Origin of the sequence: Hyalangium versicolor (assembly GCF_020103695.1) — a bacterium.
Taxonomy (GTDB): Bacteria; Myxococcota; Myxococcia; order Myxococcales; family Myxococcaceae; genus Hyalangium; species Hyalangium versicolor.
This window is the reverse complement of the sequence record NZ_JAHXBF010000018.1, coordinates 45,136-66,540: the sequence shown is the minus strand read 5'-3', so window position 1 is coordinate 66,540 and position 21,405 is coordinate 45,136. Positions and strand designations below refer to the sequence as shown.

At 66.0% G+C, this 21,405-nt stretch carries 17 protein-coding genes; 9 read left to right on the top strand and 8 right to left on the bottom strand.

Features of this window, described 5'->3' with window-relative positions; translation table 11 throughout:
• Window positions 1-218: 218 nt before the first annotated feature.
• Together KY501_RS33180 and KY501_RS33175 are read left to right on the top strand one after the other, a co-directional pair.
• Window positions 219-2,018, top strand: coding sequence for an OmpA family protein (locus KY501_RS33180; RefSeq protein ID WP_224367693.1), 1,800 nt, complete (start codon window positions 219-221; stop codon window positions 2,016-2,018).
• A gap of 22 nt (window positions 2,019-2,040) precedes the next feature.
• Window positions 2,041-3,843 carry a serine/threonine protein kinase gene (locus KY501_RS33175; RefSeq protein ID WP_224367692.1) on the top strand — a complete coding sequence of 601 codons (1,803 nt, stop codon included), beginning with the start codon at window positions 2,041-2,043 and terminating at the stop codon, window positions 3,841-3,843.
• Window positions 3,844-3,858: 15 nt separating this feature from the next.
• Here KY501_RS33175 and KY501_RS33170 read toward each other — a convergent pair whose 3' ends face one another.
• Both KY501_RS33170 and KY501_RS54040 read right to left on the bottom strand, forming a co-directional pair.
• Window positions 3,859-4,044: a hypothetical protein gene (locus tag KY501_RS33170; RefSeq protein WP_224367691.1), complete on the bottom strand. Its 186-nt coding sequence runs from the start codon at window positions 4,042-4,044 to the stop codon at window positions 3,859-3,861.
• Window positions 4,045-4,108: 64 nt separating this feature from the next.
• On the bottom strand, window positions 4,109-4,498 hold the full coding sequence (locus tag KY501_RS54040) for a response regulator (protein ID WP_224367690.1): 390 nt from the start codon (window positions 4,496-4,498) through the stop codon (window positions 4,109-4,111).
• 181 nt (window positions 4,499-4,679) lie between these two features.
• Between KY501_RS54040 and KY501_RS33160 the strand changes: the two genes are divergently transcribed.
• From KY501_RS33160 to KY501_RS33145, 4 genes are all read left to right on the top strand, one after another.
• The gene (locus tag KY501_RS33160; RefSeq protein WP_224367689.1) at window positions 4,680-6,422 is read left to right on the top strand and encodes a BamA/TamA family outer membrane protein; all 1,743 of its coding nucleotides are present in this window, start codon (window positions 4,680-4,682) and stop codon (window positions 6,420-6,422) included.
• 267 nt (window positions 6,423-6,689) lie between these two features.
• A complete protein-coding gene (locus KY501_RS33155) occupies window positions 6,690-7,103 on the top strand; it encodes a hypothetical protein (protein ID WP_224367688.1) in 414 nt (137 codons plus the stop codon).
• A 7-nt stretch (window positions 7,104-7,110) separates the two neighbouring features.
• Window positions 7,111-8,460 (top strand): monooxygenase, encoded by a 1,350-nt coding sequence (locus KY501_RS33150; protein ID WP_224367687.1) that lies wholly within the window; start codon window positions 7,111-7,113, stop codon window positions 8,458-8,460.
• A 154-nt stretch (window positions 8,461-8,614) separates the two neighbouring features.
• On the top strand, window positions 8,615-9,727 hold the full coding sequence (locus tag KY501_RS33145) for a hypothetical protein (protein WP_224367686.1): 1,113 nt from the start codon (window positions 8,615-8,617) through the stop codon (window positions 9,725-9,727).
• A gap of 41 nt (window positions 9,728-9,768) precedes the next feature.
• On the opposite strand, the gene KY501_RS33140 is transcribed toward KY501_RS33145, so the two are convergent.
• On the bottom strand, window positions 9,769-11,223 hold the full coding sequence (locus tag KY501_RS33140) for a hypothetical protein (protein WP_224367685.1): 1,455 nt from the start codon (window positions 11,221-11,223) through the stop codon (window positions 9,769-9,771).
• A 260-nt stretch (window positions 11,224-11,483) separates the two neighbouring features.
• Window positions 11,484-12,206 carry an immunity 52 family protein gene (locus KY501_RS33135; RefSeq protein WP_224367684.1) on the bottom strand — a complete coding sequence of 241 codons (723 nt, stop codon included), beginning with the start codon at window positions 12,204-12,206 and terminating at the stop codon, window positions 11,484-11,486.
• A 38-nt stretch (window positions 12,207-12,244) separates the two neighbouring features.
• Between KY501_RS33135 and KY501_RS33130 the strand changes: the two genes are divergently transcribed.
• Window positions 12,245-12,697, top strand: a complete 453-nt coding sequence (locus tag KY501_RS33130; RefSeq protein WP_224367683.1) for an Imm26 family immunity protein — start codon at window positions 12,245-12,247, stop codon at window positions 12,695-12,697.
• A 138-nt stretch (window positions 12,698-12,835) separates the two neighbouring features.
• Entirely contained in the window at window positions 12,836-13,627 is a 792-nt protein-coding gene (locus tag KY501_RS33125; RefSeq protein WP_224367682.1) for a hypothetical protein, read from the top strand.
• 30 nt (window positions 13,628-13,657) lie between these two features.
• Here KY501_RS33125 and KY501_RS33120 read toward each other — a convergent pair whose 3' ends face one another.
• Window positions 13,658-14,428, bottom strand: a complete 771-nt coding sequence (locus KY501_RS33120) for a UPF0489 family protein (RefSeq protein ID WP_224367681.1) — start codon at window positions 14,426-14,428, stop codon at window positions 13,658-13,660.
• A 115-nt stretch (window positions 14,429-14,543) separates the two neighbouring features.
• Here KY501_RS33120 and KY501_RS33115 point away from each other — a divergent pair, with 115 nt between their 5' ends.
• Complete coding sequence (locus KY501_RS33115) at window positions 14,544-16,757, top strand: S9 family peptidase (RefSeq protein ID WP_224367680.1); 2,214 nt, start codon at window positions 14,544-14,546, stop codon at window positions 16,755-16,757.
• 84 nt (window positions 16,758-16,841) lie between these two features.
• On the opposite strand, the gene KY501_RS33110 is transcribed toward KY501_RS33115, so the two are convergent.
• From KY501_RS33110 to KY501_RS33100, 3 genes are all read right to left on the bottom strand, one after another.
• On the bottom strand, window positions 16,842-17,045 hold the full coding sequence (locus KY501_RS33110) for a cold-shock protein (protein ID WP_224367679.1): 204 nt from the start codon (window positions 17,043-17,045) through the stop codon (window positions 16,842-16,844).
• Window positions 17,046-17,180: 135 nt separating this feature from the next.
• The gene (odhB, locus tag KY501_RS33105) at window positions 17,181-18,392 is read right to left on the bottom strand and encodes a 2-oxoglutarate dehydrogenase complex dihydrolipoyllysine-residue succinyltransferase (RefSeq protein ID WP_224367678.1); all 1,212 of its coding nucleotides are present in this window, start codon (window positions 18,390-18,392) and stop codon (window positions 17,181-17,183) included.
• Complete coding sequence (locus tag KY501_RS33100; RefSeq protein ID WP_224367677.1) at window positions 18,382-21,273, bottom strand: 2-oxoglutarate dehydrogenase E1 component; 2,892 nt, start codon at window positions 21,271-21,273, stop codon at window positions 18,382-18,384. The genes odhB and KY501_RS33100 overlap by 11 nt, the downstream gene beginning before the upstream one ends.
• Window positions 21,274-21,405: the final 132 nt, after the last annotated feature.

Genomic DNA, 21,405 nt, shown 5'->3' with positions numbered 1-21,405 from the left:
GATGGATGGAATGGGTGGATCCAACGCCAGACAGGTTTGGCGGTTGGATGTGTTTTGCGATCAACTCGCGGCCAGGGGGTATAGATGAGCCGTGAGCAATCGTGAGTACCACTCGAGTGGTACACCGGTTGACAGGACTGTCCTGTACTACTGCCCAGGATCAGGGATGGGGTGAACGTTCTTGATCATCCACCCGAGAGCGCGCGCCGCGAGGTCGTATGAGTCAGTGCAAGCCTGGAATGGGAGTATGCGGTGTCGCGCTCCTGCTCGCATCATCCGTTGCCCTCGCGGAGGATCGTCCACTGTTCGAGAAATTCGAACTGGAGCGGCTGGATTTGAACCCTGGTGCCGCGGGCTCGCTGCTCATTGGAACGGGCGAGCTGTTGCCCGCGGGAGACTTCCGCTTCTCCTCGGTGGCTCATTATCAGCACAACCCGTTCGTGGTCTCCCGAAGCGGGAAGGCCACTCCCATCGTGGGCAGCCGGGCGACGATGCACCTGGTTGCGGCGTACGCTCCCTTCTCCTGGCTGGAGTTGGGGGCTCAGCTCCCGGTCGTCATGCTGCAGACGGGAGCCAATCTGACCGAGGACAACATCGCGCAGCCGGCCTCTCGCGGGCTCTCCACTCCGACGGTGAGTGCCCGTGTCGGCTTGCTCTCTCAGCAAGCGGGCTCTTGGGGGGATTTCGCGTTGGAGATGGGAGTGGGCCCCCCAGTGGGGAGCGCCCCGGGCTTTGCCCGGGATGCGGGCTTGCGTTATGCGCCGCGATTGATGTTCGGACGGCACTTCGGTTGGTTTCGCGTGGCACTGGAGTCCCGGTTCGTGGTGCGGCCTAAGGTCGATTCCTACGATGATCAGGACAGCGCGCTGGCTCGGGATACCATCGGAAGTGAGGCCCAGATGGGGCTTGCGCTTGCCATGATCGGGCAACGAACCCGGTGGGAGTTGGATCTGCGCGCCAGCATTCCGCTCGAGAAGCAGCCTAGTTCGGTGGAGTTGTTCCTCGGGCCTCGCTACCTGCTCAACCCCTCCGTGGAGTTCTTTGCCCTGGCCGGATTGGGAAGTGGCACGGCGCCGGGAACGCCCCTGTTCCGTGTGCTGTTCGGAGCGTCATTCGGGCGCGTGGTGCCTCCGCGTCTGCCCGATGAGTCGTCGGTGACTTGCTCACCTGAGCTCGATCATACGGCGGAGGAGTGCCCCGACATGGACGAAGACGGCGACGGGGTGCCCAATGGCCAGGACATGTGTGATGACGACGCGGGGACGCCCGAGCGGCAGGGCTGCCCGTGGACGGACATCGACAAGGATGGCATCGAGGACAAGCTGGACGCCTGCCCCGCGGAAGTCGGTGTCGCGGCCTGGAAGGGCTGCCCGATGCCCGATGCCGACAAGGATGGCATCGAGGATGGACGGGACGTCTGCCCCTCGGAGCCTGGCCCGGAGCTCTCTCGCGGGTGCCCCTTGAAGGATCGAGACCATGATGAAGTCGAGGATGACGTCGACCAGTGCCCGGACCTGGCCGGTCCCAAGGATCGTCAGGGCTGCCCGGAGTCGGACCTGGATCGCGACAACATCCCCAACGTGCTCGACACGTGTGCCAAGGCAGCGGGCCCCGCGGAAAACCATGGCTGTCCCTCGCACGAGGTGCCGCTCGTGTGGCTCACGCGCCAGAAAATCGAGCTGATGGAGAAGATCTTCTTCGTCCCCGGCCAACCGCGGATCGACAGCCGCTCCTTCCCGACGCTGGAGTGGGCGGCCAAGGTCATCACCGAGCACCCGGATCTGCCGCTCATCGTCGTCGGAGCACATACCGATGATCGCGGGAGTGCGGTCGACAACCTGCGACAGTCCCAGGCCCGGGCGGAGGCTGTCCGGCAATATCTCATCCAACACGGCGTCGCTCCCGACAAGCTGGAGGCGAAGGGCTACGGCCAGAGCCGCCCCATCGACAGCAACGCCACCTCCATCGGGCGCGAGAACAACCGCCGCATCGAGTTCGTCATCGTCGCCCGGCAGTGAGCGCCTCAACCCCAAGGCTGCCATGCAAATCGGCAAGTACCGCTTGATCCACAAGCTCGCCACCGGCGGCATGGCGGAGGTGTTCCTTGCCAAGGCCGCGGGCCCCATGGGCTTCGAGAAGCTGCTGGTGCTCAAGCGCATCCTCCCGCACCTCGCCACCGAGGCCACCTTCGTGGAGATGTTCCTCACGGAGGCCCGGCTCGCCGCGCACCTCAACCACCCCAACGTCGCGCAGATCTTCGACTTCGGTGAGGCTGAGGGCACCTACTTCCTGGCCATGGAGTATGTCGATGGCCCCAACCTGAGGGAGATCGTCCGCCGCGCGAGCGCGGTGGGGCTGGCGCTGCCGCTCGCGTTCTGCGCGCGTGTCGTCGCCTCCGCGTGCGAGGGATTGTCCTTTGCTCACACCTTCTCGGATCCTGTCTCCCGGCAGCCCATGAACATCATCCACCGGGACATCAGCCCCGATAACATCCTGCTGTCCCGGCAGGGCGCCGTGAAGGTGGTGGACTTCGGCATCGCCAAGGCGGCGGGCGTGAGCCCTCACACCCAGACCGGCGTGCTCAAGGGAAAGCTGGCGTACATGTCTCCCGAGCAGCTGCGCAACGAGGCACTGGATCCTCGGGCGGATGTGTATGCGCTGGGCGTCGTCCTCTACGAGCTGCTCACCGGGCTCAAGCCCTTCATCGCGAGCTCGGAGGCCGGCATGGTCCAGGCCGTCCTCTTCGAGATGCAGGTGCCCGTCCTGCAGCGCCGCCCGGATGTGCCTGACGCCATCCAACGCGTCCTGGCGAAGGCTCTCGCCAAGGAGCGGGATCGCCGCTATCCCGACTGTGTGTCGTTCCAGGCGGACCTGGAGGAGTTCATCGTCTCCACCGGCAAGCCCATGGGGGCCGCGCAGATCGCGCAGATCGTCTCCATGATGACCGCGGGCGTCGAGAACCCGGTGCCCCCCTTGCAGACGAATAGCTCCGCACCCAGCAATCCCCGGCTCGCCCTGGCGTCATCCGCGCAGCGTCCGCTCGAGCCCACTGCGCCGAGCCCAGAAAAGAGCGTCGGCGGCAACGCCATGGTGAGGGGGCTGTCACAGCCCTCGGGCGAAGAGGCTTCGGGGTTGGAGCTCACCGCCGCCGCGCGTCCATCACAGCTCATCCTTCGCAATGGCGGGCAAGTGCTCCATGTCGGTGGCGGAGCAGTGGAGCCCACGCCGCCCGCACCGCCTCCGCCCACGCTTCCGGCTCCCGCCGAGAAGGACCTGGCCTGGGTTGCTCGCGTGGGCATCCTGCTGTTTCTCGCTGGAGGGGCCGTCCTCATGCAGCGCCACTCCTTCAAGGCTGGCGGAGAAGCGACGGTTCCACCTTCCACCCGGCTGGAGACCGACCCGAGGAAGGGCGTCACGTCACCACCCGATGGGACTGAGGTGACTCCGCCTGGGCCTCCCGTGCCTCCCGTGACGGTTTCCCAGAACCCCCCACCTGCGGACGATTCCCATACGACAGGTGAGAACTCCTCGAGAGACGCTGGGGTCGAACTGCCGGCAGTGATCAAGCCCCCCCAGGTGCGTCAACCGCCACCGAAGGATGTCCTCGACGAGCCCTTGCAGGCGGGGCAGGGCACCCTGGAGCTTCGGGTCCATCCCGGGGCGATGTTGTTCCTGGATGGATGGCAGCTGGGACGCGTGCCCGAGAAGCCGTTCGCGGTGGATGCGGGGCCCCACATCGTGAGGCTCGTCAACGCCGCGCTTCGCAAGGAGGTGACACGGCGCATCACGGTGGTCGAGGGACAGGCCACCCGGATCGAGGTCAACCTTCTCCTGGAGAAGTAACGCTGAAGCAGGGACTCACGGATCGAACTTCGGAGTGCTGATGACGACAGCAAAACGATCCGGCTTCGCGGCCTTCTTCGTGAGCGTCCGATTGTCGGGAGACTCCTTGAGGTATGGCTCGATGCGCACCCGGAGGCCGAACACCCAGCGGTTCTTCTCAGGCTCCTCGGCCGGCTGGCCGAACTCCATCGAGTTGCTCATGGAGGATAACCTAACACGTTGGGTCGACTGGGGATAGACACTACCCCTGGAGTCGTATGCCGCGTCAGCCTACCCTCGCCGCCTGCCCATGGCCTGCCGCGAGTTCCTCTCCCACCACGCGCAGGAACACGTGGATGTCGAGCGGCTTGTGAAGGATGCGCACGCCCGGCGGAGGCACGACACGCGGGTGCGCGGTGATCATCAGCACCCGGGCTCCGCTGAGACAGCCCCGCGCCGCCGCCTGCTCTACCATCCATCCCCCGCTCTCGCCGGGCAGCATGTAGTCCGTGATGATCAGGTCGAAGCGCTGCTTCTCGAGCCGGATCAGGGCTTCCTCCGCCGAGCTGAATGCGGAGACGTCGTACTGCTCGGCCTCGAGCAGGGTGCTCAGCCCTTCTCGGATGTCCTCGTTGTCCTCCACGAGAAGGATGCTGGCTCTGAAGGTGTGGCCCACGATGAATCTCCCAGGTGATGCGTGGGCATACTGTTGTGTTTGGCCGGCGATCCCGGAACCCTCGGAGAGCCCTGGGTACGACGCGACTGTTGACCAGCAGTAAGTCGACCCTGTGGAGCTGAAGTTCTTCCTGTGTGCAAAAGGCCCCCGTCCGGAGGCTGGTGCGTGACAAGATGTGGGCGTGCCGCTCGCGTTGCTCACGTTGATGATCGCGCCGCTGATGGCGACAGCGCCGGAAGAGGATGTTCCTGCCAGCGGGTACGAAGAGACGCTCGTCGCGTGGGGGCTCGCCCAGCACGGCCGCGAGGTGGAGCTCTCGCCCGAGGGCCAGCGCGTGGAGGCGGTGCTCGTCTCCGCCGAGGACGTGGTGGCCGAGAGCGACCCGTACCCCAACTTCCTCAACATCTTCCACGTGCGGACCCGCGAGGCCATCATCCGCCGCGAGGTGCTGCTGGAGCCCGGGGCTCCCTACTCGGCCGCGCTCGCCCAGGAGACGGCGCGCAACCTGCGCAACCTGGGCATCTTCTCGGCCGTGCGCGTGGTGGCGGTGAAGGGCTCTGCTCCCGGGAGCGTGGCTCTGCTGATCATCACGAAGGACCTGTGGTCGCTGCGGCTCAACCAGGACTGGGAGCTGGTGGGCTCGTACCTGCGCCGGTTGCAGCTCCAAGGCACCGAGACGAACTTCCTGGGGCTCAACCAGCGGCTCGCGTTGGACTTCCTGCTGCGCCCGGACACGATGAGCTTCGGGCAGACGTACATCAACCGGCGCGTGGGCGGCAGCCGCTGGTACCTGGGCGAGACGACCTCCCTCATCATCGGACGCGAGAGTGGCAAGCCAGAGGGGACTCGGGGCAGCGTGGTGTTCCAGCGCCCGCTGTACTCGTTGTCCACGCCGTGGAGCGTCAACACCTCGGTGTCATGGGACACGTCCACGACGCGGGTGTACCGCGGCACCGAGGTGTGGCAGCTCCCGTACCCGGACGGTGCTCCGGTACCTTTCATCTATGAGACGCGCGTGGTGTCGGGCGGCGCGAGCTACACCCGCTCCTATGGCGAGTTCTCCAAGAAGAACGTGACGGGTTCGGTGGCGGCGTACCACCGAGGGTATGACGCTCCCGCGGCGGCTCCGCTGAATTCGGCGCAGCGGGAGTGGCTGAGGGCCAACCACCTGCCCCTCAGCGAGGAAGCCGTCTATACGTCGCTGTCGCTGTCGGCCTACCAGGCCCGCTACGAAGTGATGCGCGACGTGGATTCTTACGCGCTCTCGGAGGACTACCAGATCGGTCACTCGGTGCTGGTGACGGCACGGTACGCGCCTCCGGTGTTCTCCTCGGCGGCGCACTACGCGGAGCTGGGGGTGGCGGGGCGCTACCGCTGGTTGTGGGGAGATGCGCTGACGACGGTGTCGGCGGGAGGCGCCATCCGGCGGGCGCTCGGGGAGGGCGCTGCGTGGACGAATAGGCACTGGGCCACGGAGGTGCACCAGGTGTCGCCGAAGATTTTCGGTGGGCGCTTCGTGGCGCGCGGGTTGCTCGATGTGAACATCGATGATCTGTTCGATCGAGTGACTTTGCTGGGCGGAGCCAACGGTCTGCGTGGGGCCGCGCAGGATGCGTACTCGGGGAAGCGGATGCTGCTGTTCAATGTGGAGTACCGCACCGCGCCCTTCGTGTTCCACACGCTGCACCTGGGCGGGGTGATCTTCTACGACGCGGGCTCGGCCTTCGATCGGCGGCCAAACATGGTGCACTCGGTGGGAGTGGGGATCCGCTTCCTCTTCCCCCAGTTCAACGTGTACCCGTTCCGGTTGGACTTCGGGTACGTGCTCAATGACACGCTGCCGCCCGTGGGCCAACGCTTCACGTTCAGCGGGGGACAGATCACCGAGTACCGTCCGTCCGTCCTGGACTCACCACTCCGCTGAACTCGAGTACGGCACAGTCCGAGCGTGGTGACACTCGCGCGGCCGCGCGGTGTTTCTGGGCCCATGCAAATGAGACGTTCTCTCCCCTGGTGGGGTGTGCGGGTGCCCACATGGGGGCTTGCTTGTAGCGCGCTTCTGCTTGGCTGCGGCTCATCCACGGGCTCCGACACGGAGCTTGCCTGGGCTCCCCTTGTGCAGGCTGAAGGCTGGCAGCCCGCGCCTGCCGGCACGGATCCGCTGGCCGGTGATGTTGGCAATGACGCAATCGTGTGTGGCGAACAGGACTGGCACGCGGAACTCGACGGTCTGGAGGTGCAGACGACGCGCTGCAACTACGCCACGGTGCGGCAGCCGCTCCTCCTGGATCTAAAGAAGGGAGCACGGCTGCGCGTCCGGGTGTGGTGGCAGGCCCTGGTCAGCCCTGCGCCCGTCCAGGGCCATATGGCCCTGCTCGTGGGCGAGCATCAAGTCTGGGAAGAGCACATCAAGATCCCGGGGCCAGCCGACACGCGCGAGGTGGAACTGTCCAGCCCGTTGGCCGCCAAGGCAGGAACCCTTGTCACCTTCCACTTGCACAACCATGGCTCCAACACCTGGAACCTGAACGGATTCGCGTTGCAGGTCCCCGCTGAGAGTTCCCTCCCGCAGACGCCCGCGGCGAACACCCAAACCGAGGAGTGAAGCTTCCATGCACAGAAACATCTGGATCGCTGCCGTGTCTCTTTTGAGCATCGGAGGCGTGGCCTGCAGTGATAGCGCCGAACCCGAGAAGCCAAAAGAGGCCACCTACTGGCAGGACGTGGCGCCCCTTCTCTTCGACAACTGTGTCACCTGCCACCAGTCTGGCGGCATCGCGCCGTTCCGCCTGGACTCCTACGCGGAGGCTCGGTCCTGGTCGGTGGCGATCAAGCAGGCCGTGGAGGGGCGCACCATGCCACCCTGGCTGGTGACGTCCGACGGCTCTTGTGGCGAGTTCCACAACCCCCGGTGGCTCGAGAATGAAGAGATCGCCACCATCGCCGCCTGGGTCGAGGCGGGCACTCCCGAGGGCACTCCGCGTGACGACCTCCAGGTCCCCATGGCCAGCGAGCCAGGCAAGGGGCTCGAAGATGGCAAGAGCCAGATCATGGCCTTTGCCACACCCAACTATGTGCCCGAGCCCGATGGCAGCGCCTATGCCAAGTTCGACGACTACCGCTGCTTCCTGCTCGACGGCTCGGTCGACAGCAAGGGCGGCAATCGCTTCATCACTGGCTATGAGGTGATTCCGGGCAATGCGGCGATGGTCCATCACATGCTGCTCATGGTCGTGGACCCCAACGGCGCGAGCGACATCCCGGGCAAGACCAACATGGACCTCATGCGCGCCATGGACGAGGCGTCTCCGGATCGCCTGGGCTGGCCGTGCTTCAGCCAGGCTGGTGATGGCGTGACCATCGAGAGCCTTCCGGCGACCTGGGCGCCCGGCATGGGGCCGGTGCCCTATCCCGACACGACGGGCTTGCGCGTGCCCGCGGGCCGGGTGCTGGTGGCGCAGATGCACTACAACCTCGTCGACGAGAGAGTGCGTGGCCAGCCCGATTCCACGCGGGTGCGCCTGCGGGTCGCGGACAGCGTGCAGCGCGAAGGATTCTTCATGCTGCCCGATGAGTTCCTTGGCAGCAGCGATTCGCTCGCTCCTGGCAAGGAGTCGGTGAAATACACCTGGGAGACGGACTTCGACAGGGAGATGGCGGCGCTCGGTGTCGACCACGTGGATGTCTACGGCGTGTTCCCGCATATGCACGAGCTGGGTCAGCGCTACCGCCTGGAGTTCTTGGACACGGCCGACGGTGTGCAGTGCGGCGCCGAGGTCAAGCATTGGGACTTCGACTGGCAGCTCTTCTACTTCTACGAGAGGCCGTACCAGCTCAGGCAAGGCACGCGCGTCCGCGTCACCTGCGACTATGACACGCGCGGCCGCACCGAGCCCACGCTCCCGGGTTGGGGCACGCAGAACGAGATGTGCGTGGGAGGCATGTACGTAGTCCTTCCATAGGGGGCCCCTTGCGCGGGACCCGGCCTGTCGGCTTGGCTTGTCTCCTCCCTCTCAGGCAGCGTGTCCCATGGAGCAGCCGCAGAAGCAGCGAACAGGCCGTCGGGCCCGTGGCGGGAAGCAGCTCGTCGCGTGGCTTTTCTCTGGGGGCCTGCTGATGATGGCACTGGTCCTCGTCGGCTATCGGGTGCTTCACCGGCCCGTCCCTGGCGGGCCCGAAGGCGTCTCTCCGGCGTTCCCTCTGATGCCGTGGGAGGCGAAGCGGTTGGCGGCGATCTTCGAGGAGGCCAACACCCTCATCCGTCGGGAAAGGTTTACGCAGGCCAGGGACAAGCTGCTCGAACTCCAGGCCGAGGCGCCCGACTACCCCGGCCTGAAGGACTCGCTGGCTGGGGTGGAGAGGAGGTTCGCCGACGGGCGGCACGTCAGTGCGAGCACAGATGCCATGCTGGAGAATAGGTTTGGGGAGGCACTCTCGGAGCTGAAGAAGATCAGCGCGAACGCACAGACGGCCAAATGGGTCGTGATTCATCGGCGCGAACTTCAGGGCTTGATCAATCGCCGGATCCTGGAGGCACGGGTGAAACTGGAGCGTCGGCAGTTCGACCAGGCCCAGGCACTGATCGAGGATGTCGCGGCCGCTGACCCAGATCAGAAGGAAGCCCGGGAACTCCTCGAGGAGATCATGCGCGGGAAGGACAAGCTCCTGAGCGCTCCTTCATGGCTCTCCACGGAGGGTGTTGCCCGCGTCTTTCTCGACGGGAATCTACCCGGCGCGATAGCAGCCGCCGAGGCATGCGCGACGAGGACATCCGGTTGCAAGCAGATGCTCCACGATCTGAATGAGTTCCAACGCTTTTTCAGCGTGTGGTCGAGCGAGCCTACCTCCGAGAATGTCTCGGCGGTCATCCACTCCGAGGGGCGCATCACCGGGCCGAAGAACCCGAGCAAGCTCTTTGCGCGCGTGAGTCCGGATTTGGTGAAGGCCCTCTACGAGAGCGCCCGGAAGGCGCGGGGCGAGAAGCGGTGGGCCCTGGCGATCGAGTTCGCGCAGCACGTCCTCGTGGCGGATCCCAAGCATGACGGCGCCGCTCGCCTCATCAAGGAGTTGCGCCAGAAGGCGAAGGAGCTTCACTTCTTGGATCTCGGGAACAGGGACGGCAACCCGGAGGATGCCATCCCTCGGTTTCGGGAGGTGATGGCCCTCACGCTCCCGGACGATGAGCTCCACCTGAAGGCGAAGCATTGGATCGAGCAGCTCGAGAGGTGAAGCGGGCTCCGCCCGCGTGCTTTCGCGTGGCTCCCCGGACCTCAGGCCATCACGGAGCCCGGCGGTGCCGAGGGCCACTGGGCATTCGGCCCGATGGCCGATTCGAGCCACCTCTGGGCATCCGCGGGTGTGGCGAAAGCTCCCCGGGAAACGAGCTGCCCGAAGGCCACTCCGACGAGCGTGAGCCGCATGTCCTCCAGGCTGTTGCCATCTCTCCCGGGAATCGCTTGCCCATCCTGTACCCCCGGCATCAGCAAGCGTGCCGAGGCATCGATCTCCGCCAGCTCCCGGGAGGTCAGTGGCTGGCCGTTGGTGGACAGCGCCCAGGACACCGCGTTGTCGAAGAAGTTGTTCTGGGGCCGGAACTCCGAGGGGATCTGTCCCGTGGAGACGTCCACCTGCTGGCCCAGCAGCGCTCCCGCTCCCGCGTTGAGCTGAGCCATGGCGGTGGCACTGTCGCCGATCAGCTCGTGGCCGTACGCCGCGGCATCCAGGAGGAACCGCTGGCTGCCGGTGGCGCCCTCGCGGAGCATTCCCATGTGGATGGCGGTGAAGAAGTGGCCCACCTGGTTGTTGGAGCCCGGCCACTGGCTGTCATTGACCATCGGATGGAATCCCGCGGCCCCCGTCGGGATGTTGCTGAAGTGCTCCATGGTTTTCGAAGTTAGGTACGTGGTGAAGTCCGCACCCTGGGTGATCTGATCCGCCCACATGTCCAGCGTCCCGTCATGCGTGGGCGGGAAGAATCCCCCCTGGTTGTTCGAGGTGGCGTACAGCCCAAAGAGCACTTGATCCTTCACCGCGTTGCCCGTCACGCTCGCCTGTCCCAGGGCCTGGTCGATGCCATTGCCGGTCAGCAGCCAGATGGCCGCCGCCTCCGGTTGCATCGCGGTGGCCGTGGCCGCGGCCTGCGTGGCGTTCTGTTGGAATACGGGGATGCGTGGATCCGTGGAAGGATCCGCCCACTTCTTGGTGGCCACGCTCGCTACGTCCACCCCAAGCGCCGCTGCCAGCTTCCCGGCGCGTTGGTTGGCCGGAGCCTCGATCACACCGCGCAGTTGGCTGGCGTCCAGCGGCGTGCCGATGAGCCGGTAGCGCATGGGATCCGCTCCCGCCTCCTTCAGAGTCTGGCCGGGATGCACCACCACCACGTGCTCGGAGTTGTCCTTGAGGTCCTCCAGGAACACCACCTTGTCTCCGGGCTTTGCCGTCCGGTACGCGTTCTCCAGGCAGGTGGTGTATCCGTCGGAGAGGTTCACTTCGGCCACCGTCTGTCCCTGAGCGAGGGGCTTCAACCCGCCCACCGTGGGGAAGAGTCCCCCATTCACGCCGGCGACCTGCTGAGAGCGCGCCGATTCGAATTGGTTGGCGCTGGCTCGGGGGGCCGAAGGCTGCACACCCGGCGTGGGTGCAGGGCTCGCGGGCTGAGGGTTCGCGGGCGTGACGGAAGCGCGCTGCGGCGCCCGAATCGCGGACAGCAGGTTCTTGATCGACATGAGAGTCCCCCCAAGCAAAGTGAAGAGAGCATCACTTTGAGTGAGTGATCAGCGTCGGGTCAACAGGCCCTCCAGAGGGGCTCTACCTCCCGCGTCGGTGATCGTGAGGTGGGGTGGTGGCCAAGGCGTACCTCTTCCGCGCTGGCTTCATCCGCCCTTCCAGGTTCTTCCTTCGCTCCACCGTCGCGACAGCCTGGGGAACTGGATCCGGACGCGGGCGGCGCGTGACCGGGGAAGGCCTCCTTGGGTTCCAAGCACCGTCACTTTGACGGCCATGGCTGTAGCCTTCGCAGCAACCCGGCTCGGTCCAGCAACTCGTAGACGCGAGCGGCGAGGGCAACGTGCTCCGGGTTGGAAGCGGTGAAGCGTTCAGGGGTGAGGATGACGAGAGTGCCCTTGTCCTCCACGGGCTCCATGCGCACGGGAGCAAGAAGAGGGGGCACCTTGCCGCGCAGTTTCGAGAAGTACATCGCCCAGCCTACGAAGGTGCCTGCATATGGGAATCCCGTCACCACCGTCTCTCGATGTGCCTCCGATGTAGCCACTCCCCACTCTGGATCCCAGGCCAGGGCCATGGCGCGCAGCACCTTGTTCATGACAGGAGCGGTTAGTACCCGATCTCCGAGGGACCCCTCATCGTAAGGTTTGAGCACGCAGGTGGACGGAAGCCGCAGCGAGGATGAGCCGCAGTTGCCGTCAACGCTGGATGTCTCGTCCAGGTTATCGCCCGTCCACAGGTGGTACGAGACGCGGTCACCGAAGTGATTCTCCTCCTGTGCGAACATCCTCTGGAAGTTCGCCGCGTCTGTCTCGAACTGGAGTGTGCGCGCCTCCGCGAAGGAGTCTGCCGCCTCATACCAGCGGACCCATGCCGGATCGCAGTGCCCCAGGAGGTGGAAGAAATGCTCCGCGCGGCTTGCGCACGCCTCATAGGATTCATGCCGGGCGAGCCAGTAGGAGCCAGCGTAATACGTTTCCATCATCGGACAGCTACTTCTCATGGGAGCAGGGAGGGAGGAATATGGACGACATCAAGCCGGGAACGTTCTTGAGAATACCTCTCGGCGATGGCTCATTCGGTTATGGGCGGGTTCTTGAAGCGCCCTACAGCGCTTTCTATGATTTCAGAACCACTGAGCCAGATACGGACCTGGGCAGGATTTCCCCCCATGCAATCCTCTTCAGGATTGCTGTCCGCCATGCTTCCCAACAGCGCTGGAAACATATCGGGTGGAGGAATCTCGAGTCACACATGGCTCAACCGATTGTTGCATTCACCCAGGACATTGGGGATTTCCGCCGCTGCGTCATCTTCGACACGGCTGGAAATGAGCGGGTTGCTCAACCGCAAGAGTGCGTGGGGATCGAGCCTGCAGTTGTTTGGGAACAGCGCCATGTTGAAGAGCGCCTGCTCGATACCTTGATGGGGAGGCCCAATGGATACATGGTGCGCTTGAGCGTCAAGCTTCCATGAGAGAAGGCTCGGGCGGGCCGACGGTCAACGGATCATCGGGGCAGGCTCGCCGGGCTGTGTAGGTGTCCCTGTGGCTGTGCCGGTCTTCACTGTCCGTGTATGTTCCCGGGTGTTCTGTCCGCTTCGGAGGCCTGTCCCATGGTGTGTTCGGTCTGCCAGCAGGGGGAGTGCTTCAACCCGGCGCATTCGGTGACCACTCCTCCCGCCAGGGACAGGAGAGGGTGGCGGATCGCCCCCGGGTTGTGCTCGGCCTGGCTCAGCCTCATCGGGAAGTACTGCCTCGACCTGTCCGACTCCTACACTCTCGAGAAGGTCAATGAGATCTACTACCGGAGTGGGGGCTTGAACTTCGGTTCGGGCTCCGACGCGCTGTGGACCCACAAACGGGCGGCGGGAGGCGAACTCCACACGGTCATTCGCTACGCCCGCGAGGTTCCGGAAGAAGAGCGCTGCAACATCTGCATCCGCTTCGTGCCCGAGGTGAACGTCAGCGGGAGCCGTACGCCGGACTTCGTCGTCCTCGTGTACCTGGGGCGCGAGGTGTCGCGTTCCGAGCACGTGGAGGTCCGCACCCTGACCCAGGCCAAGCGCCAGATCCGTGTGCAGCAGCCCGGCAACGGTGCTCAAAACCAGCCCCTGGTGCTCTCTGAGAGCGCCATCGAGAGGAAGATCTTCCATGGGCAGATCAACCCGCGGACTCCCGGGGTCATCGTCTTCCACCTGCCGTTTGCCCCGCTGGATGCCAAGGCCTTCCAGAACTGGCAGGCCCTTCTCGACCGCATCCGACTGCGGCGGAGCCGGTTCCCCACAGGGCTTCATCGCATCGAGGTGACGACCGGCACCCGGGATGCGACGACCGACACCCGGAGGATGCTCGTGTTCGAGCAGGCCAAACAGTGGAAGGGATTCATCAAGGACCAGTATCAGTAAGCGGAGGCCTGTGCGCTTCATGCCCCATCCTCACGGGGGCTCGGCGTGGAGCAGCTCCCGGAACAGCACCTCGGCTGCTTCCCGGAACAGCTCCCCCGAGGCCAACAGCCCACCGCAGTGGTGCGGCTCCCGCGCCAGCGTGAGCGCGACGGCCTTTCCCAGCACCGCGTCCCAGAAGGGCGCTGAACCCTCCGGCAAGAGGAACTCGCGGATGATGCTCCGCGGCCACGGCAGCACGGTCGTCGGATCCGCGTCGCTCGGCGTCGTGAAGCAGTCCAGGTCCACGTCCAGCAGCACCCGCTCCGCTCGCTCCAGCACCTCGCGCACCACGTCTCCCGGCGCCGGACTCTGAAAGGCCTCCGCCGCCCGGTCCACTGTGGTCACCGTTACCAGCCGGTGCTCCCGCCCGCGCGTATCCTTATATGTGCCGCCCTCGAACGCGCCCCGAGGCCGTGCACGCGCGATGAGCAGCGCGTCTCCCACCAGTCCCGCCTCCATCGCCGCCAGGATGTGATCGTAGTTGCGCACGTCCAGTGCCCACCGCGCGTGCTCGTCCAGCGCCCGCAGCCCCGCGCTCCGGTCCGGTACTGCCTCCGGTTGGCGCGGAGGCACCACGTCCAAGTGCCGATCCAGGCTCACCAGCAACGCCGGAGCCCCGCCCTCTCCGAGCGCACAGGCCCACGAGGGGAGCGCGAGCCGATGCGGATCGAAGACATAGGCATCCCTCGGGCCTTGCCCGCCCGCCAGGGACAGGCGGATGACTCCCGCCAGGCGCAGGTGCTGCGGCGCTTCCTGTTCCATCTGGGGAATAACCTCCTGGGTCCGTGCTTTCCCACCGGATGCGTGAAGCCGGGGAGTGTAGGCTTCGCGCCCCCCTGTCGTGAAAGGAGTGGGCCCTTCCAGGCCCCAGCATCGCATGCGCAACCTTGCCGCCGCCGTGCTCCTCCTCTCGAGCCTCTCGGCTCTTGCTCAGCCGTCTCCCGCCAAGCCCATGACCGATCGGAAGCCCGATACCTTCCTCCGCCAGTACTCCGAGACCCGCAAATTCATGAGCGGCCGTCCCGTCAAGCCGCGCATCACCCCGGATGAGAAGACCCTCCTCTTCCTCCGCGCCCAGCCCACCTCCGCCACCCAGACGCTCTACGCCTTCGATGTGGCCACCGGCTCCTCCAAGGAGCTGCTCACCCCCGAGTCCATCCTCAAGGGCGCAGAGGAGACACTCTCCGTCGAGGAGAAGGCCCGCCGCGAGCGCATGCGCGTGAGCACCCGCGGCTTCACCACCTACGATCTCTCCGAGGACGGCGAGCGCATCCTCGTGAGCCTCTCCGGCAAGCTCTACGTCGTCGAGCGCTCCTCCGGGAAATCCACCGAGCTGAAGACGGGCCCCGGCGTCATCGACCCGCACTTCTCCCCGGACGGCAAGCAGATCGCCTACGTGCGCGAGCACGACGTGTTCCGCATCGACGTGGCCACCAACAAGGAGCAGCGCGTCACCCAGGGCGGCTCGGAGGAGAAGACCCACGGCCTGGCCGAGTTCGTCGCCCAGGAGGAGATGCACCGCTTCTCTGGCTTCTGGTGGAGCCCGGATGCGAAGTTCATCGCCTACACCGAGTCCGACACCTCCGCCGTCGAGAAGCTCACCATCGTCGACGTGATGCACCCCGAGAAGGGCGGCAACATCTTCTCCTACCCGCGTCCGGGCAAGGCCAACGCCGTCGTACGCCTGGGCGTCATCCCCGTCACCGGCGGCAAGACGGTGTGGGTCGAGTGGGATGCCAAGGCGTACCCGTACCTGGCCACCGTGACGTGGCAGAAGGGCGGCCCGCTCACCGTGCTCGTGCAGAACCGCAGCCAGACGGAGGAGCAGCTCCTCGCGGTGGATCCCCGCACCGGCAAGACGCGTCTCCTGCTCACCGAGAAGGACGATGCCTGGGTGAACCTGGATCAGGACTTCCCGCACTGGTTCGAGGATGGCAGTGCCTTCCTCTGGTACACCGAGCGCAACGGCGGCCCCGAGGTGGAGCTGCGCAACGCGGACGGCAGCCTCGCTCGCACGTGGGTGAAGCCGGACGCCGGCTTCCGCAGCATGGCGCGCTTCGTGGACAAGGACCGCACCCTTTACTTCGTCGGCGATCCCAACCCCACCGAGAGCTACATCTGGCGCTCGAAGGACGGCGGCGCCCCGGAGAAGCTCGCCACCGGCACGCCCGCTCCCGCCGTCGAGGTGCCCGCCACCGTGTCCAAGCAGGGCGGGCTGATCGTCGCCGTCTCGCAGACGGACACCACCATGCCGCGCTACTCGGTGCTGCGGCCGGATGGCACCCGCGTGGGTGAATTGCCCTCCGTGGCCGCGGATCCCCCCTTCACTCCCAACACGCAGTACTTCGTCGTGGGCAAGGAGGGCTTCCACGCCTCCGTCAACCGTCCCCGCGATGCGAAGCCCGGCGTGAAGCTCCCCGTCATCGTCAGCGTGTACGCCGGGCCCACCGCCACCGTGGTGCGCCACGGCCTGGCCGAGAACCTCCTCAACCAGTGGATGGCCGACAAGGGCTTCCTCATCGTCAAGTTCGACGGGCGCGGCACCCCGCTGCGCACCACCTCCTGGGAGCGCACGGTGAAGTACGACTTCGCCACCGCCACCCTCGACGATCAGATTGCCGCCCTCAAGGCCCTGGCCGAGAAGGTCCCCGAGCTGGATCTCTCCCGCGTGGGCATGTACGGCTGGAGCTTCGGCGGCTACATGGCCGCGCTCGCCGCCCTCAAGCGCCCGGATGTCTTCAAGGCCGCGGTGGCCGGCGCGCCCGTGGTGGACTGGCTCGACTACGACACCCACTATACCGAACGCTACCTCGGGCTCCCCCAGGAGCACCCCGAGGCCTACGAGAAGAGCTCGCTGCTCACCTATGCCAAGGATCCCAGCAAGCCCATCGGCGCGCTGCTGCTCATCCACGGCACCGCGGATGACAACGTCTACTTCTTCCACACGCTGAAGCTGTCCAACGCGCTCTTCCTCGCCGGCAAGCCGCACGATCTGCTGCCGCTCAGCGGGCTGACGCACATGGTGCCCGATCCGATCGTCACCCAGCGCCAGTACGAGCGGGTGCTGGACTACTTCCAGAAGCACCTGTAACCCGCAAAAGAAAGAGGCTCGGCGCCCGCCAAGGGGACCGAGCCTCGTTTCACCCGCCAGTCCGTGAGGAGTGGCTCGGTGCGGTTATGCAGGGCGAACGTTCTGTGCCTGCAGGCCCTTCGGGCCGCGAGTCACGTCGAACTGAACCTTCTGCCCCTCCTGCAGGGTGCGGAAGCCATCCATGTTGATGGCGGTGTGGTGGCAGAACACGTCCTCGCCACCTCCGTCCTGCGTGATGAAGCCGAAGCCCTTCGCATCGTTGAACCACTTCACGGTACCAGTTGCCATTTTGCGTCCTTCTTGACGGGCGGCGCCGGAGCCCCCCGGTTCTTCAGCCCCCCGACTACCGGAAGGCCCCTCAGTTGTAGTGGGGCCACGCACTCCAAGTCCAGATGCCTCTGTGGAATTACGGAGTTGCCGCCATCACACTTCCAACAGCAACCGCTCCGGATCCTCAATGCACTCCTTGACACGGACGAGGAACTGCACTGCTTCCCGGCCATCCACCAGCCGGTGATCGTAGGAGAGCGCCACGTACATGATGGGCCGGATGACGATCTGTCCGTCCTTCACCACGGGCCGCTCGACGATGTTGTGCATGCCCAGAATGCCCGACTGCGGCGGGTTGAGGATGGGCGTGGACAGCATGGAGCCGAAGATGCCGCCGTTGGAGATGGTGAAGGTGCCGCCCTGCAGCTCGGCCAGGGTGAGCTTGTCGTTGCGCGCGCGCACGCCGTAGTCGCCGATCTGCTTCTCCAACTCGGCCAGCGACAGCTTGTCCGCGTCCCGCACCACCGGAACCACCAGGCCGCGCGAGCCGGACACCGCCACGCCGATGTCGTAGTAGTGCTTGAAGACGACGTCCTCGCCCTCGATCTCCGCGTTGATCTGCGGGAAGGCCTTGAGGGCCTCAATGGAGGCGCGCACGAAGAAGCTCATGAAGCCCAGCTTCACGCCGTGCTTGGCCTGGAACTTGTCGTTGTACTTCTTGCGCAGCGCCATCACGTCGCCCATATCCACCTCGTTGAAGGTGGTGAGGATGGCGGCGGTGGACTGAGCCTGTATGAGCCGCTCGGCCACGCGCTTGCGCAGCGGCGTCATCCGCACGCGCTCCTCGCGGGCGGAGTTGGGACGAGGACCGGCGGGCACTGCGGGAGCCGAGGGCGCCGGAGCCTGCGTGCCCCGGTTCACCTGGCCCAGCACGTCGTCCTTGGTGATGCGTCCGCCAGCACCCGAGCCCTGGACCTGGCTCACGTCCACGTTGTGGACCCCCGCCACGTTGCGGGCGGTGGGGGTGATGCGCGCGTCCGTGGCGGCAGCAGCCGGAGCCGCAGGGGCCGGTGCCGGAGCGGCCGGAGCGGGCGCCGCGGCGGCGGCAGGAGCTGCAGCGGTGGCGCCGTTGGCGTCAATGAGGCCGAGCACCTCGCCCACGCGGACCTTGTCGCCCTCCTTGAAGGCGATCTGCGCGAGCGCACCCGCGGCGGGGGAGGGCACGTCGATGGTGACCTTGTCCGTCTCGAGCACGACGATGGGCTCGTCGGCGGCAACGGCTTCACCCTTCTTCTTGTTCCACTTGCCGACGACGGCTTCGGTGATGGACTCGCCCAGGGGCGGGACTTTCAGTTCAACGGCCATTCTTGGTTCCTCGGAGGATGGCTTCCTCGACGATCAGGTGCTGCTCGTAGTCGTGTGTCTTCGTGAATCCGGTCGCCGGGCTGGCGGCTTCCGCTCGCCCGATGTAGCCAATCTTCACCGGCCCACTGGCGCGCGAAGATGCCACGTCGTGCAGGCGCGGGAACATGAAATACCACGCGCCCGCGTTGCGCGGCTCCTCCTGCACCCAGAACACCTCGGTCAGCTTCGGCATCTTCGCCACGAGGCCGGCCAGCGCGTCATAGGGGAACGGGTAGAGCTGCTCCACGCGGACGATGGAGATGTTCCACGCCTTCTGCTCATCCCGGGCCTTCACCAGGTCGTAGTACACCTTGCCCGAGCACAGCAGCAGGCGCGTCACCCCGGCGGGCTCCGCCTCCTGCCGGTCGAAGATGACTTCCTGGAAGCGGCCCGTGGCCAGCTCGTCCAGCTTGCTGAACGCCTCGGGGCGGCGCAGCAGGCTCTTGGGCGACATGATGACCAGCGGCTTGCGGTAGGGGCGCACCGCCTGGCGGCGCAGCAGGTGGAAGATCTGCGCGGGCGTGGTGGGGTAGCACACCTGCATGTTGTCCTCGGCCGACAGGCTGAGGAAGCGCTCGAGGCGGGCGCTGGAGTGCTCCGGGCCCTGGCCCTCGTAGGCGTGGGGTAACAACAGCGTGAGGCCCGACAGCCGGCGCCACTTGCTCTCACCGGCCGCGATGAACTGGTCGATGATGATCTGCGCGCCGTTGGCGAAATCGCCGAACTGGGCCTCCCAGATGGTGAGGCCGTCCGGCACATCCAGGCTGTAGCCGTACTCGAAGCCCAGCACGCCCATCTCGGACAGCGGGCTGTTGAGGACCTCGAACCGGGCGCGGCCGGTGGCGAACTGCTTGAGCGGGGTGAACTTCTCTCCCGTCTTCACGTCGTGCAGCACGGAGTGGCGGTGGCTGAAGGTACCGCGCTCGCAGTCCTGGCCGGACAGGCGCACGCCGTAGCCCTCGTTGAGCGCCGTGGCGTAGGCCAGCGCCTCACCCTCGGACCAGAGCAGCTCCTCGGTCTCCAGCATGGACTGGCGCTTCTTGAGCACCGTGCGCTCCACCACCGGGTGCACGTTGAAGCCCGCGGGGGCCTCGGACAGCTTCTTCAGCGCCTCGCGCAGCCGGCCCTTGTCCACCGCGGTGGGCACCTCGGGCGCGTTCTTCTGCAAGCCGCCTTTGTAGGGCTTCCACAGGCCCTCCAGGGCGCTGGGCTCCTTGAACTGGCGCTCCTGCTTGATGCGGGTGAGCGCGTCGTCGAACTCCTTGAGGCACGCTTGCTTGATGGCCTCGGACTCGTCGGCGGAGATGGTGCGCTGCTCGGCCAGCTTCTGCGCGTACAGCGTCCGCACCGTGGGCTGCTTGCGGATCAGCTCGTACATGTGCGGCTGGGTGAAGGAGGGATCGTCTCCCTCGTTGTGCCCGTAGCGCCGGTAGCAGATGAGGTCGATGACCACGTCGCTCTTGAAGGTCTGCCGGAACTCGGCGGCCAGGCGCGCCACGTGGACGCAGGCCTCCGGATCATCCCCGTTCACGTGGAAGACGGGCACGTCCAGCATCTGCGCGATGGCGGTGGAGTAGATGGAGGAGCGCGAGTCGCTCGGATCCGTGGTGAAGCCCACCTGGTTGTTGATGACGACGTGGAGCGTGCCCCCCGTCTCGTAGCCCTTGAGCCGCGACAGGTTGAGCGTCTCGGCCACCACGCCCTGGCCCATGAAGGCCGCATCCCCGTGGATGAGCAGGGGCATGACGCCGGTGCGAGCCGTGTCGTTGCCGCGGTCCTGCTTGGCGCGCACGCGGCCCTCCACCACCGGATTGACGGCCTCCAGGTGGCTGGGGTTGAAGGCCAGCGACAGGTGGATCTGCGCCCCGGCCCGCGTGGTGTGGTCCGACGAGAAGCCCATGTGGTACTTCACGTCGCCGCGACCCATGTAGGCCTTGGGGTCCGCCGGGCCCTCGAACTCGCTGAAGATCTGATCCGGGCTCTTGTGGAGGATGTTCGTCAGCACGTTGAGGCGGCCGCGGTGGGCCATGCCGATGACGACCTCCTTGAGGCCCATGCCGCCGCCCACCTCGAGGATGGTGTCCAGCATGGGGATGAGGCTCTCACCGCCGTCCAGGCTGAAGCGCTTCACGCCCACATACTTGGTGTGCAGGAAGTTCTCGAAGCCCTCCGCGTAGGAGAGCTTGGTGAGCAGGTGGCGCTGCTCCTCGACGGGGAACGGGAGCCGGTTCTCGTTGTGCTCCATGCGCCGCATCAGCCAGCGGCGCCGCTCGCTGTCGAGCATGTGCATGAACTCGACGCCCACCGAGCCGCTGTACGTGCGGCGCAGGCGCGCGACGAGCTCCGCCAGCTTCACCCGCGGCTCCTGGAAGACGCTGCCGCTCTCGACGATCTGCTCGGACTCGGTGGAGGAGAAGTGCTTCTCGTCCACCATGGGCATGTCCGCCACGTGCTCCAGCGGCGGGCGGGGACGGCCGAGCGGGTCCAGGGTGGCGCGCAGGTGGCCGCGCAGCCGGAAGGCGGTGATCGTCTGGTCTACCCGGGCCTGCAGGCGGACATCCTGGGCGGGGGCGGGAGCCGGCGCCGCGGCGGGTGCGAGCGCCTGGACGACAGCCGCGGCCGACTTGCCATTGCCGTTCTTGCCCGGGGCGGGTGGGGCGGCGGGGGCAGGCGCCTCCAGCAGCGTCTTGTTGAAGATGGGGCGCCCGGCGCCATTGTTGCGCTCGAAGATCTCCCGCCAGCTCGGATCCACGCTGGAGGGATCCTGGAGGTAGCGAGCGTAAAGCCCTTCGATGAAGTCGATATTGGCGCCAGAGAGGTACGAGTCCTGGAAATTCGGCATGGCGGGAGGTCTTTTACTGGATGGGGGCCCCGTTGGGGGTTTTTCGCCACCAATTGTTGGATCCACGGGGGCTTCTAGCGGCAAGAAAGGGGGCCCGCCAGCAGCAAGAATCATGCGGTTGGTGAGCCAAAC